At 36.4% G+C, this 14,425-nt stretch carries 13 protein-coding genes and 1 riboswitch; of the genes, 8 read left to right on the forward strand and 5 right to left on the reverse strand.

Going from position 1 to position 14,425, the window contains the following annotated elements:
- Positions 1–69: 69 nt before the first annotated feature.
- The 6 genes from CKV67_RS04795 to CKV67_RS04820 all read left to right on the forward strand — a co-directional run bounded on the left by CKV67_RS04795 (position 70) and on the right by CKV67_RS04820 (position 6,880).
- Positions 70–1,638: a peptide chain release factor 3 gene (locus CKV67_RS04795; RefSeq protein ID WP_014092413.1), complete on the forward strand. Its 1,569-nt coding sequence runs from the start codon at positions 70–72 to the stop codon at positions 1,636–1,638.
- A gap of 103 nt (positions 1,639–1,741) precedes the next feature.
- Complete coding sequence (locus tag CKV67_RS04800) at positions 1,742–2,167, forward strand: MarR family winged helix-turn-helix transcriptional regulator (protein WP_014092414.1); 426 nt, start codon at positions 1,742–1,744, stop codon at positions 2,165–2,167.
- A 52-nt stretch (positions 2,168–2,219) separates the two neighbouring features.
- Positions 2,220–3,581 (forward strand): MATE family efflux transporter, encoded by a 1,362-nt coding sequence (locus CKV67_RS04805; protein ID WP_025279848.1) that lies wholly within the window; start codon positions 2,220–2,222, stop codon positions 3,579–3,581.
- 79 nt (positions 3,582–3,660) lie between these two features.
- Positions 3,661–3,766, forward strand: a riboswitch (yybP-ykoY riboswitch).
- Between the two features lie 98 nt (positions 3,767–3,864).
- Positions 3,865–4,632 (forward strand): TerC family protein, encoded by a 768-nt coding sequence (locus tag CKV67_RS04810; protein WP_014092416.1) that lies wholly within the window; start codon positions 3,865–3,867, stop codon positions 4,630–4,632.
- A 102-nt stretch (positions 4,633–4,734) separates the two neighbouring features.
- Entirely contained in the window at positions 4,735–5,502 is a 768-nt protein-coding gene (locus CKV67_RS04815; RefSeq protein ID WP_014092417.1) for a TerC family protein, read from the forward strand.
- A gap of 43 nt (positions 5,503–5,545) precedes the next feature.
- Entirely contained in the window at positions 5,546–6,880 is a 1,335-nt protein-coding gene (locus CKV67_RS04820; RefSeq protein ID WP_014092418.1) for a TrkH family potassium uptake protein, read from the forward strand.
- A gap of 80 nt (positions 6,881–6,960) precedes the next feature.
- Here the strand turns inward: CKV67_RS04820 and CKV67_RS04825 are convergent, their stop codons facing one another.
- Both CKV67_RS04825 and CKV67_RS04830 read right to left on the reverse strand, forming a co-directional pair.
- Positions 6,961–7,329 carry a DUF4064 domain-containing protein gene (locus CKV67_RS04825; RefSeq protein ID WP_014092419.1) on the reverse strand — a complete coding sequence of 123 codons (369 nt, stop codon included), beginning with the start codon at positions 7,327–7,329 and terminating at the stop codon, positions 6,961–6,963.
- Positions 7,330–7,358: 29 nt separating this feature from the next.
- The gene (locus tag CKV67_RS04830) at positions 7,359–8,390 is read right to left on the reverse strand and encodes an acyltransferase family protein (protein WP_014092420.1); all 1,032 of its coding nucleotides are present in this window, start codon (positions 8,388–8,390) and stop codon (positions 7,359–7,361) included.
- A gap of 179 nt (positions 8,391–8,569) precedes the next feature.
- Here CKV67_RS04830 and CKV67_RS04835 point away from each other — a divergent pair, with 179 nt between their 5' ends.
- The gene (locus CKV67_RS04835; RefSeq protein WP_014092421.1) at positions 8,570–9,049 is read left to right on the forward strand and encodes a methylated-DNA--[protein]-cysteine S-methyltransferase; all 480 of its coding nucleotides are present in this window, start codon (positions 8,570–8,572) and stop codon (positions 9,047–9,049) included.
- Positions 9,050–9,068: 19 nt separating this feature from the next.
- Here CKV67_RS04835 and CKV67_RS04840 read toward each other — a convergent pair whose 3' ends face one another.
- On the reverse strand, positions 9,069–11,234 hold the full coding sequence (locus CKV67_RS04840) for an ATP-dependent Clp protease ATP-binding subunit (RefSeq protein ID WP_014092422.1): 2,166 nt from the start codon (positions 11,232–11,234) through the stop codon (positions 9,069–9,071).
- 163 nt (positions 11,235–11,397) lie between these two features.
- Positions 11,398–12,009, reverse strand: a complete 612-nt coding sequence (locus CKV67_RS04845; RefSeq protein ID WP_014092423.1) for a CPBP family intramembrane glutamic endopeptidase — start codon at positions 12,007–12,009, stop codon at positions 11,398–11,400.
- 145 nt (positions 12,010–12,154) lie between these two features.
- On the opposite strand from CKV67_RS04845, the gene CKV67_RS04850 reads away from it, so the two are divergent.
- A complete protein-coding gene (locus tag CKV67_RS04850; RefSeq protein ID WP_014092424.1) occupies positions 12,155–12,946 on the forward strand; it encodes a membrane protein in 792 nt (263 codons plus the stop codon).
- A 3-nt stretch (positions 12,947–12,949) separates the two neighbouring features.
- Here the strand turns inward: CKV67_RS04850 and CKV67_RS04855 are convergent, their stop codons facing one another.
- Entirely contained in the window at positions 12,950–14,416 is a 1,467-nt protein-coding gene (locus CKV67_RS04855) for a phytoene desaturase family protein (RefSeq protein ID WP_014092425.1), read from the reverse strand.
- Positions 14,417–14,425: the final 9 nt, after the last annotated feature.

The raw sequence follows: 14,425 nt of genomic DNA on the forward strand, positions 1-14,425 counted from the left end.
AAAAACGCCGAAATACTCCTAGTTATGCTATACTTATGAAATGTGAATGAATCTAGGAGGAAAATAACAATGAGTCAAGATTTGCAAAAAGAAGTTGCTTCACGCAAAACGTTTGCGATTATTTCTCACCCGGATGCTGGGAAAACGACTATTACAGAGCAACTATTACTGTTTGGTGGCGTTATTCGTTCAGCTGGGACGGTAAAGGGAAAGAAATCTGGCAAGTTTGCGACAAGTGATTGGATGGAAATAGAAAAGCAACGTGGAATTTCGGTGACGAGTTCTGTGATGCAATTTGATTATAATGGTTCGAGAATTAATATTTTAGACACACCAGGGCACTCTGACTTCAGTGAAGATACGTACCGGACTTTAATGGCCGTGGATAGTGCAGTAATGGTCATTGATGCCGCAAAAGGTATTGAAGCACAAACGTTAAAACTATTCAAAGTTTGTCGGATGCGTGGAATTCCTATTTTTACGTTTATTAATAAAATGGACCGTCAAGGAAAAATGCCACTTGAATTACTTGCAGAGTTAGAAGAAGTTCTTGGAATTGAATCTTATCCAATGAACTGGCCAATCGGTATGGGGAAAGAGCTTGCTGGCCTTTATGACCGCTATCATCGGGTGATTGAGCAATATCGTTCAGAAGAAGAGGAACGTTTCTTGCCTCTTGGTGAAGACGGCGATTTGAAAGAACCGCACGCTATTCAGAAATCACTTTATTATGATCAAGCGTTGGAAGAGATTATGCTATTAGATGAAGCAGGTAACGATTTTAGCCGCGAACGAATTATTTCAGGAGAGCAAACGCCAGTATTTTTTGGAAGTGCGCTTACTAATTTCGGAGTAGAGACATTCTTACGGACTTTTGTTGATTTTGCTCCATCTCCATCAAGTCATGAATCGAATGAAGGTATTATTGAAGCAGATAATCCAAAGTTTTCTGGTTTTATCTTCAAAATCCAAGCAAATATGAATCCATCTCATCGTGATCGAATCGCTTTTATTCGGATTTGTTCTGGGGAATTTGAGCGTGGAATGAATGTGACGTTGACTCGAACTGGAAAAAGTATTAAGTTAGCTAATTCGACACAGTTTATGGCAGATGATCGGGAAACCGTTAATCGGGCAGTTGCTGGTGATATTATTGGCTTGTATGATACTGGGAATTATCAAATTGGTGATACGATTACTAATGGTAGCAAAAAATTAGAATTTGAAAAACTACCACAATTTACACCAGAATTGTTTATGCGTGTTTATGCGAAAAATGTGATGAAACAAAAGCATTTCCATAAAGGCGTAGAACAACTTGTTCAAGAAGGTGCCATACAATTGTTTAAAACTTGGCGTACGGAAGAATACATCATTGGAGCTGTCGGTCAGTTGCAATTTGAAGTATTCGAACATCGGATGCGCGGGGAGTATAATTCGGAAATTCGGATGGAGCCAATCGGGAAGAAAATCGCTCGTTGGGTAAAAGAAGAGGATGCGGATGAAAAACTTTCCACTGCTAGAAGTATGCTCGTGAAAGATCGCTTCGACCAGCCGCTATTCTTATTTGAGAATGAGTTTGCAATCAATTGGTTTAATGATAAAAATCCAGATATTGAATTAACTTCTTTACTATAAAAATCGCAGCCTATTTGTTTTTTAGCAAATAGGTTTTTTTCTTGACAATTTTAATAATCGCGCTATAATTAGTTAGAATTCTAATTAATGAGGAGGCAGATGTATGAGAAGAGAGAAAACAATGGATACGATTATTCGCTCGATAATGATTAAATCAAAGCGCAAAATGGATGCCAAAGTGGCTCAATTTGGATTAACAGCACAACAGGCTAGAGTACTTGGATTTTTAAATGATAACGGCGCGAATGAAATTATTCAAAAAGATCTTCAAAAAATCTTCCAAACACGAGGTGCGAGCATTACTAGTTTGATTCAAGGGTTGGAAAAAAAGGAGTTAATCACACGCAAACCGAGTCTTCGTGACGGCCGAGAAAAAGTTGTGACATTAACAAAAGAAGGGAAGCAGATTGTAGATGAATTTAATGCATTCTTTCCACGTGAAGATGATAAAGCAAAAAAATTTTTATCACCCGAGGAATATAAAACGCTAATCGAATTACTTAGTAAAATTGACGATAATACAGATTAAAAAATTTAACTATATAGTTAGAATTCTAACTATTTTAACAGGAGGAAATAACATGAAACAAACAGATGAATTTTATTTAACAAAAGCGAGCATTCCAAAAGCAATCGCACATTTATCAATCCCGATGATGCTTGGGATGTCGGTAGGTGTTATCTATAATATAATTAATGCCTTTTTTATCGGGATGCTGCACGACACATCCATGCTCACAGCGGTAACACTTGGACTTCCGATGTTTACGATTTTAATGGCAATCGGAAATATGTTTGGTGTAGGAGGGGGAACTTATATTTCTCGTTTACTTGGTAAAAAAGAAAATAGCCAGGCAAAACAGGTTTCCGCATTTGTACTCTATGGTAGTTTGGCGCTGGGGATAATTTGTGCAAGCATATTAGGATTAATGATTAATCCAGTAACTCACTTTCTGGGAGCAGATGCAGCAAGCTTTTTACACACTAGAAATTATACATTAGCACTATTAATTTGTAGTCCGTTTATTATTGCCAATTTTGCGTTAGAGCAAGTGGTTCGTGCGGAAGGTGCCTCGAAAATTTCGATGAATGGAATGTTTATTAGCACCATCGTTAATTTGATTTTTGATCCGCTGTTGATTTTATATTTTGATTTTAATGTGGTTGGAGCTGCAGTTTCGGTTGGTTTAGCTAGTGCCTTCTCGCTTGTTTATTATGCTTGGTACTTAGAGAAAAAAAGTGCTTATTTATCCATCCATTTTAAATGGTTTAGGGTCACTAAAGGGACAATTAGTAATGTGTTTAAAATTGGTGTTTCTGAACTGCTTTTATCATTATTCTTAATTGTAACTACCTTAATTTTAAACTATTATTCGATTAGTTACGGAGAAGGGGTTGTGGCTGGTTTTGGGGTAGCACTTCGCGTCGTACAATTACCTGAATTTATTTGTATGGGGCTTTATATGGGGATAATTCCGCTATTAGCTTACAATTATAGTGCAGGAAATATTGCTAGGTTTGAGAAAGCGATTCGTTTTACAGCAATAAGTATCGGTCTTATTGTCTTGGTTATTTCAAGTTTGGTGTTCTTGTTCCGTTTCCAAGTGATGCATTTATTTAGTGAAAGCCCAAGTGTGATCATGCTCGGTGTACACATTATGGTCGCAATGTTGATATCCTCTTTATTTAGCGGATTTACTGGTCTCTTTACGAGTACGTTTCAAGCAATTGGAAAAGCGATTCCGGCGACGATTATGTCCGTTTCGCAAGGAATTATTTTTATTCCGGTGATTATGTTAGGTCAGTATTATTTTGGCTTAGTTGGCGTTATTTGGTCATTAACTGCAACGGAAATCCTCACTTGTATTATCGGTGTGACGCTTTTCACAATTTACAATATAAAAATCGCTAGTAGTACAAAAGCAAAAGACTTAGCAGTTTAAAAAGTTTGTGAGAAAATATAGTTGACGAGCGCTTCTAAATTATGGTATTATTCTCTAGGTAATCATATATCGTTCTTTGACAAATGTCAGAGGGGAGTAGCGCTGATTAGCTTTTTAATCAGGATAAAGTCGTCATTACATGATAGAGATATCATCGGTTTTATCACATTTAGTTTTTAAATGTTAGCGAGACCTTTGCCTTTATGGGCAGGTCTCGCTTTTTTATTTCTTTAAACCAGGAGATCTTTGACATTTTTTATCGAATAAAGGAGGAAATTTATTAGTGGATACAGCAATGATTTTAGAATACGGTTGGGTGTTACTTGTCCTAATCGGTCTTGAAGGAATTCTTGCAGCAGACAATGCCGTAGTTATGGCAGTTATGGTCAAACACCTTCCAGACAAGCAACAGAAAAAAGCGTTATTTTATGGCCTTATGGGAGCTTTTGTCTTCCGTTTTGGTGCACTATTCCTGATTTCCTTTTTGGCAAACGTTTGGCAAGTTCAAGCGCTTGGTGCCGCATACTTACTATATATTGCAATTAGCCATATTTGGAAGCACGCAAAAGGTAAAGATGGAGAAAAAGAAAAGAAAGAAAAAGCAGGTTCTGGTTTTTGGATGACCGTTTTAAAAGTAGAAATTGCCGATATTGCTTTTGCGATTGATTCGATGCTTGCAGCTGTGGCACTTGCGATTACACTTCCAGAAACTGGTTGGGGTCACATCGGTGGTATCGATACTGGACAATTCGCGATTATGTTCTTAGGCGGATTAGTCGGATTGATTATTATTCGTTTTGCAGCAACACAATTTGTTAAATTACTGAAAAGTTATCCAAGTCTTGAAACAGCTGCCTTTTTAATTGTTGGTTGGGTAGGCGTGAAGTTAGTTATTTATACACTAGCTCATCCAAGTCTTGGCGTAATCCCGCATAGTTTCCCTGAATCCACACTTTGGAAAATCATTTTCTGGGGAGTAATGATTCTGATTATCTTGTGGGGATGGTTTGTATCCTATCGTAGTAAGAAAAAAGCAGAGTCAATTAATTAAATAACAATAAACCAGAAGTGCAAATTTGTACTTCTGGTTTTACATAGAGCGAGATGCCGAAAACGTATTTTTATGATAGAGTAGAAGGATGGTGGATGAAAAATGGATATTTCTATTTGGGGAGAATATGCCTTAGTTTTCCTTGTATTAGTAGTTTTAGAAGGGGTTCTTTCAGCTGATAACGCCGTGGTTATGGCCGTAATTGTAAAAGGTTTGCCACATGAAAAGCAAAGAAAAGCCTTATTTTATGGGCTAGTTGGCGCCTTTATTTTCCGATTTATTGCTCTTTTTTTAATTTCATTTTTAGTGAAAATATGGGAAATCCAAGCAATTGGTGCCATTTATTTGTTATATTTAGCAATCAAACATATGTGGCGACTGAAAAAAGGCAAAAAAGAAGAAGTCAAAGAAGCTACGAATGCAAAATCAACTTCTTTTTGGGGTGTAGTGGCACGTGTAGAGCTGACAGATATTGCGTTTGCGCTTGATTCGATGTTAGCTGCAGCAGCACTAGTTGTGACATTGCCTGATTTAGGAAACTTTGATATTGGTGGCATGAATGGTGGACAATTCATCGTGATGTTCCTTGGGGGAATTGCGGGGCTTGTCGTTATACGTTTTGCAGCAACTCAAGTAGTCAAATTATTAGAACGCTATCCTACTCTTGAAACAGCTGCATTTTTGATTGTTGGTTGGGTCGGGGTGAAAATGGCAGTTTTAACACTAGCGCATCCTTCTGTCGCCATTATTCCAGAAGATTTTCCAGATTCAGCAGTTTGGAAGCTGACATTCTGGTCGGTTATGATAATAATAGGTTTGGGTGGTTATATCATTGCGAGAAAAAAAGAGAAACAAAACAAAAGAGTTTGAATATAATCAAGAAGTAAAATTACGTAGAAGATTTAAGCTTGTTTTGGCACGTATGACACCAGTACAAGTAATTATTGCGTATTATTTTATTGCGGTTACTATTTCGACGATTGTTCTTAGCATGCCGTTTACTTTGCAAAAAGGAGTAAAAGTGTCATTTATTGATACACTTTTCACGGCGGCGAGTTCGGTTAGCGTAACTGGGCTTGCAACAGTGGATGTCAGTCAAACGTATAGTACAGCTGGAATATGGGTCTTAATGGCGATTTTCCAAATTGGTGGACTTGGTGTTATGATGATCAGCACATTCTTTTATTTAATTTTAAAAAGAAAAATTGGCTTAAAACAAAGACAACTGATTATGACAGACACGAACCAATTTACAATGAGTGGGATGGTCCGGATGTTACGCGAAATCTTAGTCCTTATTTTTGGAATTGAGTTAGTTGGTGCGCTTATTTTGGGGATTTATTTTATCCCGCTGTATCCTAACATTTGGGATGCGATGTTCCAGGGACTTTATAACTCCGTGTCGCTTGTCACGAATGCAGGAGTCGACATTACTGGAAAATCTTTGATGCCATTTGCGAACGATTACTTTGTGCAATTTATTTCTATTTTATTAATTATTGCCGGTGCGATTGGATTTCCGGTTTTACTGGAAACGAGAAGGTTTTTATTTGAAAAAAATACACTTATTCCATTTCGCTTTTCTTTATTTGTAAAAGTAACAACACTGACCTACTTTGTACTCCTAATCATTGGTGGTTTGTTCATTTGGATGTTTGAAGCAAACCATTTCTTTAGTGGGAAGCCTTGGGATTTTGGTTTCTTTAATTCGATGTTTTTATCTGCAACTTCAAGGAGTGCAGGATTACAAACAATTGACAGTGGGGCGCTTTCCGTCTCGACACTTTTACTTGTGTCTTTCTTAATGTTTATTGGAGCCTCGCCAAGTTCTGTTGGTGGTGGGATACGAACAACCACTTTTGCGATAACACTTTTATTCATTTATTCGGTTGTTCGTGGACGAAAGCATGTCTATATTTTTGGCCGAGAATTGCATCAAGAAGATGTGAGAAAGTCACTCGCGGTAACGCTTGTTGCAGGTTTTCTTTGTATTTCAGCGATAGTTATTTTAATGCAAACGGAGTCAGCCGCGCTTAGTGCTGTTATATATGAAGTGTTTTCAGCATTTGGTACCAGTGGCTTGTCGGTTGGTTTAACACCAGATTTATCAACACCAGGCAAACTAATCATCATTATTTTAATGTTTATTGGACGAGTGGGAATTATGTATTCGATGCTTAGTCTAAGAAACAAAAATCAACCGAAAAATGCGATTCGCTTACCAAAAGAGAAAATCATTACTGGTTAAAAATAAAGCCTTTCTGCTATCTGCGGAAAGGCTTTTGGTATAAAAAAATCCCTAATCTATTTCGACTAGGGATTCTGTATTTAATAATTTGATTTTGGTACTGGGCGTCTGAAAATACCCATTAAACCAGTTAAAGTGATTAAAATGCCAGAGATAACCCAAGCAGTACCAATGACGAAGAATAATACGACACCGATAACTACTAAGATCACACCCCAACCACGCGGTGCAGATTTAATTAGCAGAGAAGCGATTAGCGCGACCACAGATGCGATTAAAGTAATCCATCCAAGATTTGCTAATTCATTTCCAAAATCACCAGGTAAATAAGTAAATGTTTGAATATAATCTGTTACTGTATCCCCGTAATTAATAATCCAAAATCCAACAAAAATACCAATAATAGAGCCAATTAATCCGATAATGGTTTCTGGTTTTCTTGATTCCATCATATAACCTCCTTTTTCTTTCTACATCTCTAATAACTTTCCCGTTTTGCGAGTCTACTAAACACATCATGTAGCATCGAAGTTCGAAGTTCAATCACTGGCTGAACAACGGTTTTCACCAAGCGACTAGATAATAGTACCGTTAATGCGAAAGTAGTTGCGAACAGTAGGAAAAAAGTAGTTGGACTATGTTGGAATTCCGTCTGACTGCCTTCCCGAAAGAACTTAATAAAGAATCCATGTAGTAAATAAACGTAAAGTGTATTTTTACCCCATTTAGTGAAAAACAATCTCTTTCTTGGAACTAAACTGAAAAAAGCAGCAATCGAGCAAAAACTAATAAAGTAAACTAAAAAACGGATAAATAACCCTAATGATTTAACTTCAACAAAATTACCATAAGGCTTGGAACCTAAAAACCATTTATCGTTTAAGTTAGGGTTCATCGCGATAAAAATAAGCAATATTATAATGAAAATCCAGCTAAAGATAGTTGCAAAATGTGTTTTAAGAAAATAAAAATGCTCTTTTGTTAAAAAGAAGCCAACTAAAAAGAAAGGGAAAAAAACAAGTGTCCGGGATAAGCTGAGGTAACCACCAATCACATCAAAATATCCAGCAAGAAGCCCAATTAAAAGAGCCAGCGTAACAGATTTCCACGGTTTTAGTTTGGCAAAAACAAGCAACATTAAGTTCCAAAAAAACAAACTAAGTAAAAACCATAGCGACCATTCAGGGTCTAAAAATTTAATAGATAGATTTTCTTTGTTTAGTAAAAAATAATAGAAAATACTATAAATTAACTGGAAAAAGGCATATGGTAGAATTAACTTTTTCATCATTTTTTTCAAATAACCAGGTTGACCAAAACTTTTGGCGAAAAAGCCAGATATAAGAATAAAGGCAGGCATATGAAAAGTGTAGATGTAAATATAAAGAACACGTACACTCGCATATTCCGCAATAAATGTTTGGAGGAAATGACCAAAAACAACTAAAAAAATCAAGATGAATTTGGCATTGTCAAAATAACTCTCTCGCTTCTCGGCGGTGTTTACCATAACGAACAATCCTTTCTATGTTGAACTTAGCTCTTTTCATTTTCCCTAGAATCTGTAACGATTAACCAACAGTTGGGTAACAAAAGGTATCAAATATTAATGGAAGATGACACTTGTTTGCGGATTTTTTTGGACATGCTATCTTTATAGAAAACAAAATAACTGGAGGTTTGCAATTAATGCTAAAACAAACGATGAATTCACCAGTTGGCATGCTATTTATTAGTATTGAAGCAGCATTTATTACAAATATTTCCTATGATGAATCAACTAATTGGGAAATAATAGCGGGAGAAGAGAACGAACTAAAACTTTATATGGATTTAAAAAGGCAGCTAGAGGCTTATTTTAAAGGAGAGTTAGAGCAGTTTGATTTACCATTAAGCCTTACCGGAACACCTTTTCAAAAGCGAGTTTGGCAAGCATTAAGTGAGGTCGAGTACGGCGAGGTTGTTAGTTATAAAGACATTGCCATTTCAGCAGGAAGTCCGAAAGCAGTCCAAGCGGTGGGACAAGCTAACCGTGCTAATCCAGTTCCGATTATTATACCTTGTCACAGATGTGTGAAAAGTAACGGGGAACTTGGCGGGTATAACGGGACGGACCTAGATAAAAAACAATATTTATTGGCATTAGAAAAAGGCCTGAGTTTAGATTAACTCAAGCCTTTTTGCTTTTTTATGCAGTTACTTGTTCTTTGATGACAATTTCTTTTTCATCATTGAGCGTTGCGACTAAGTGTGTTGCTTCTGGTTGATCGATAAGTGAGTCAGCAATCGCATCTTCTAAATGTTCTTGGATTGTCCGGCGAAGGGGTCTAGCACCGAATTTAGAATCGTATCCAAGGTCTATCAAATGTTCTTTTACTTCGGGTGCCACTTCAATAGTAACATCTTCTTGAGCAAGCATCGTATTTAAATCAACAAGCATTAAGTCAATAATTTGTACTAAATCATCTTTTTCAAGTGATTTAAACTCGATGACGCTATCTAGACGGTTTAGGAATTCTGGTTTGAAGTATGCGCCTAGCTTTGCTAGAATGTCAGAACCTTTTTCAAGTTTAGCATCAGTAGTAGTATTAAAGCCGACAGAAGCTTCTGTGTCAGTTGCTCCAGCGTTACTTGTCATAATGATGACGGTATCTTTAAAACTAACTGTACGACCTTGAGAGTCTGTTAAACGACCATCTTCTAAAATTTGTAAGAACATATGTTGAACATCTGGGTGCGCTTTTTCAATTTCATCTAAAAGAATGATGCTGTATGGGTTGCGGCGAACTTTTTCAGTTAATTGTCCAGCTTCTTCGTGACCAACATAACCTGGAGGAGAACCAATTAATTTAGAAACACTGTGTTTTTCCATGAATTCACTCATGTCTAAACGAATCATTGCTTCACTTGTACCAAATAATTCGCGAGCAAGCGAGCGACCAAGTTCTGTTTTTCCGACCCCAGTTGGTCCAACAAATAGGAAGGAACCAATTGGACGATGTTTCGCTTTTAGACCGACGCGGCTGCGACGAATTGCTTTAGCCACTTTCTTCACAGCATCTTCTTGGCCGATTACTTTTCCGGATAGGTTGCTTTCAAGATGTTTCATTTTTGATTGTTCATTTTCTTGTAAACGTCCGACTGGGATACCTGTTTTTTCTTCAATGATTGCTTGGATATCAGAAGCTTGAATAACAGGGCGTTCCGAGAAAGCGTTGCTAGTTTTATTTTCTTCTAAGCGAGAAATTTCATCGCGAACTTTGGCTGCTTTTTCATAGTCTTCCTTTTGCAGAGCTTGATTTTTTTCTTCTTCTAAATGAGCAACACGTTCACTTACGGTGTTTTCATCTAGTTTTTCGATAGCTAAGTTGTATTTAGAACCAACTTCATCCATTAAATCGATGGCTTTATCGGGTAAATGACGATCTTGAATGTAACGTGTACTTAGCTCTACAGCTGCTTTTAATGCTTCAGGTGAGTAAACAACCTCATGGAAGTCTTCATATTTATCCTTTAGACCATTTAAAATAGTTAATGTTTCTTCTGTAGTTGGTTCATTTACTGTCACCGGTTGGAAGCGACGTTCAAGTGCCGCATCTTTTTCGATAGTGCGGTATTCTTTAAGTGTAGTTGCACCAATCATTTGTAAGTCACCACGAGCAAGTGCAGGTTTTAAAATGTTGCCAGCATCCATCGAACCTTCTGCCGACCCTGCCCCAACAATAGTGTGTACTTCATCAATGAATAAAATGGTGTTTTTACGTTCTTGCAATTCTTTGATTAGCTGTTTCATACGTTCTTCAAATTGACCGCGGATACCTGTGCCGGAAACAAGCGAAGCGACATCAAGTAAAATGACCTCTTTATTTAATAGTTTCGTTGGGACCTCTCTAGCGATAATCGCATTTGCAAGTCCTTCGACAACAGCAGTTTTACCAACACCAGGTTCACCAATGAGCACTGGATTGTTTTTATTGCGGCGATTCAATATTTCAATCACACGCTTAATTTCCTTATCACGACCGATGACTGGATCTAGTTGGTTATTTTTTGCGATATCTGTTAAATTAGTACCGTATTCGTCAAGCAAACCATTGCCATCGTTTCCTGCTTGAGTTTGTACTTGCGCTTGACTTTTGTGTTCGCGGTTTGCTTGGTTTGCAGCACCACTTAGTTGACGGAAAATATCGTCGAACGGAGAGCCACCTGATGGAAATTCATTTCCCCCGAAGTTTGCTTGATTTCTAACTTCTGCATAACAAGACGCGCAAAGTGGCATTTCGACACGTTTGCCGTTAATATTCATATATAATTGGATTGTAGCTTGATTTTGATTACATTTTTCGCAATTCATAGTTTCAGTTCCTCCTTTAAAGATAAGAATTGAAGGTCTTGACTTTGACTATCTTTGACCTTATGAATTTATTATATACTGACCTATTTTGACTTTCAAGTATTTTGCTTCATTTTTTTTAAAAAAAACACCCCAAAAAAGGAGTGGTTTTTAAAGGTAATTATTAATAAATTGGAAGAGCAGCAAGTAGTAAAAACGCAAAAGTCAAATGGGATACATATACCATAAGCAAACTTGAACGGTAAGTGTACATCACATTCCAAACGAGGGAAGCGACAAATATTCCAATGATTGCGGCAAAATTACCACTTGGAAACATCATTATCATACATAATAACGCGGCAAAAATGTTGGAAAACCAAGGATTAAAATAATTATTTAAGCGTTTTAATACAAATCCTCGCCAAAATATTTCTTCACCAGGGATGATAGCAACAACAAGTAGTAGCCAAATCACCCAAGAGTCAGTTGCATATTTATTGAAAGCAGCTGCCACAGAATTTTCTAGACCTCCAGGCATAATTTTAAGAATAAATGCACCTATGTAAAAGACAATATAGAGAACAATTCCAGAAAAAACACCAGGTAATATTCCTTTAGTAAAAGAATATTCTTTTTTTAAATCATCATTAAAAATCACAAAACTAAGTAAAAATAACATCCCAGCTCCATATAAATACCAAAAAACACGAGGAAACTGATATGTTAAGATAACAAGTAGGGCACAGAGAATAAGTCCCAGTACAAGTTTATAATCGATCTTGATGCTCTTCAAATACTTTACACCTCTTCTTAACAAATAACTTCTCATACTACTTTAAAACAAATGAAAACGTTTGGCAACAATTATACTAAAGATGAGATAAAAGTTGTAGAATTAAATAATTCCTTTATAATGAAAAAATAGGAGTGGTTAACAGATGCTAGAAAAAAACTACAAATTTTTACTTTGGATTTATATTTTTTGGTTTTTAGGTAATGTATTACTTGTGTCCTTAAATATTATTCCACCAAACTTAACAACTATTCAATCACTATTTCTCGTTTTCACAGGTGTTTTTGCTGCTGTTTTCTTTATTATGCAATACGGAAAGTGGCTTGGTTCTGCGATTACGTTATTAGTATTTGTTGTCAGTACGTGTATTGAATGGATGCAGTTAAGCTATACAGACGAATATGTTGGTTCTACACTTGGCGGAAGTATTTACGGCATTCCTATCACAATGGGTTTCATTTGGGTAGGGATGATAGCTGGAACACACATTATTGCACGTGAGATTACGCTGAAAATTAATATTGACTGGATTCGTGGTGGGATTTATTCTTTTATAGCCGCGACAATGGTAATGATTTTTGAAGTATTAATTGAACCAATAACAATGCAATCAAAACAACTTTATATAATACAAAATGGTTTTACGATTTTACAGCTATCTGATTTTATCAACTGGTGGTTACTTGGACTTATTTTACATTTGATGATTTACTTTATTTTAAGTTTAACGGACGGGTGGGAGCGACTTAAGTATCCCGATTTAAAATCAGAAATTGTGATTGTATATTGGATTATCATCGCCTTTTTTGTCTTTTTATCATTCTACCTTGATTTATGGACCTCCATCGCCATTATTATTGTTTCTAATATTATTTTTACTGTATGTTACTTTTTCAGTTTAGAAAAAGAGGAGAAACAAATAAAGAAATCCGAGTAATGGCTACTTGGATTTCTTTTCTTTTTGTAAAAATTTTCTAGTCGCGATTTGTGCATTTTCGATAATATATGGAAGCGAACTGCCGGTCATTGCTCCAGCACCGATAACAAATAAATTTTTATAGTTAGGTGTTTTTTTAGTTGGATGAAGAAAGCCATGTTGATTCCATACATGTTGTAAGCCAAAAACAGCACCATATTTGATGTGGTATTTTTCTTCCCAATCTGTTGGGGTGATGATAAATTCTTCTTCAATATAATCTTCTAACTTTGGAACATCTAGTCGTTCTTTTATCGTATCTAAAATTAACTGTCTAAAATCTTTTGTTTCTTTTGTCCAATCTATTTGACTGGAAGTATTAGGAACAGGGACCATAATTCGAATACTTGAATGATTAAATGGTGCCATTGTATTATCAGTTGCAGAGGGGTTCGTTACATGGATAGCTAAATCTTTCGAGAGCACCTTTTTTTGCATCGTATTAGTAGAAAATTTTCGGTAATCATTAGGGAAAATAATCGACTGATGGGAAAAAGGAAGTTCCGTATTTAAACCTAAGTAGAGCATAAAAGCAGAAGAGGAGTACTCTTTATTGTCCACTTGCCTGGTTTTTTCGTTGGACATCGAATAAATGAAATCTAAATTCGTAAAATAATAGTCTGCTTCAATTGTTTGACCATTTGCTAGCCTAGCTCCCGTAATCTCTTTGCCGTTTACTTCAAATTCGGTGACTTCTGAGTTAAAAAAGAACTTTCCTTTATTCTCAGTAACTACTTGTTGCATCGCTTCGACAATTTTATTTTGCCCGCCGATAGGGTGATAGGTCCCGTAATAATATTCGGAAAATGGGATGATACTATAGGCTGCTGGTATATCCCATGGAGACATCCCTAAATAGCGCATTTGAAGGGAAAAAGCTAAGCGGAGAGGTTTACTATTAAAATATCTTGCTAAATCATCCATTAAAGATCTACCAAGCGTCAAACTTGGAAGAGCTCTCAAAGTAGTTGGGCGAAAGAAGTCAAATAATGAACTATAATTAAATTGATTAAGTGGTGTTAAATACAACATTTTCTTAGTGTTCTCTCTCATAAAACGATCAAAACCTTCTTCTTCACCAGGGAAGTAAGTAGCAATTACAGTTTTAGTCGCTTCATAGTCACTATAAAGCGGAAAGCTAATATCTTTAAAATAAAGTGTGTGTATTGGATTAATTGGTAAGAGTGAGATATAGTCGAGAATGTTTCGCTTACAATCCATGAAAAGAGAAGTTAGAACATGCGTCATCGTTAAAGCAGATGGACCAATGTCGAATGAATATTTTCCCATCTTATGTAAGGCAGTTCGACCACCAATCCGGTCATTTTTTTCATAGATGCTCACTTCATAATCAAGTTGACTTAAGAGCATAGCGGCTGCTAAACTTCCTGGGCCAGCTCCGATAATCGCAATTTTTGTTTTATTTTTCATCTGTTGTAA

The sequence above is a fragment of the Listeria ivanovii subsp. ivanovii genome (assembly GCF_900187025.1).
GTDB classification, from domain to species: domain Bacteria; phylum Bacillota; class Bacilli; order Lactobacillales; family Listeriaceae; genus Listeria; species Listeria ivanovii.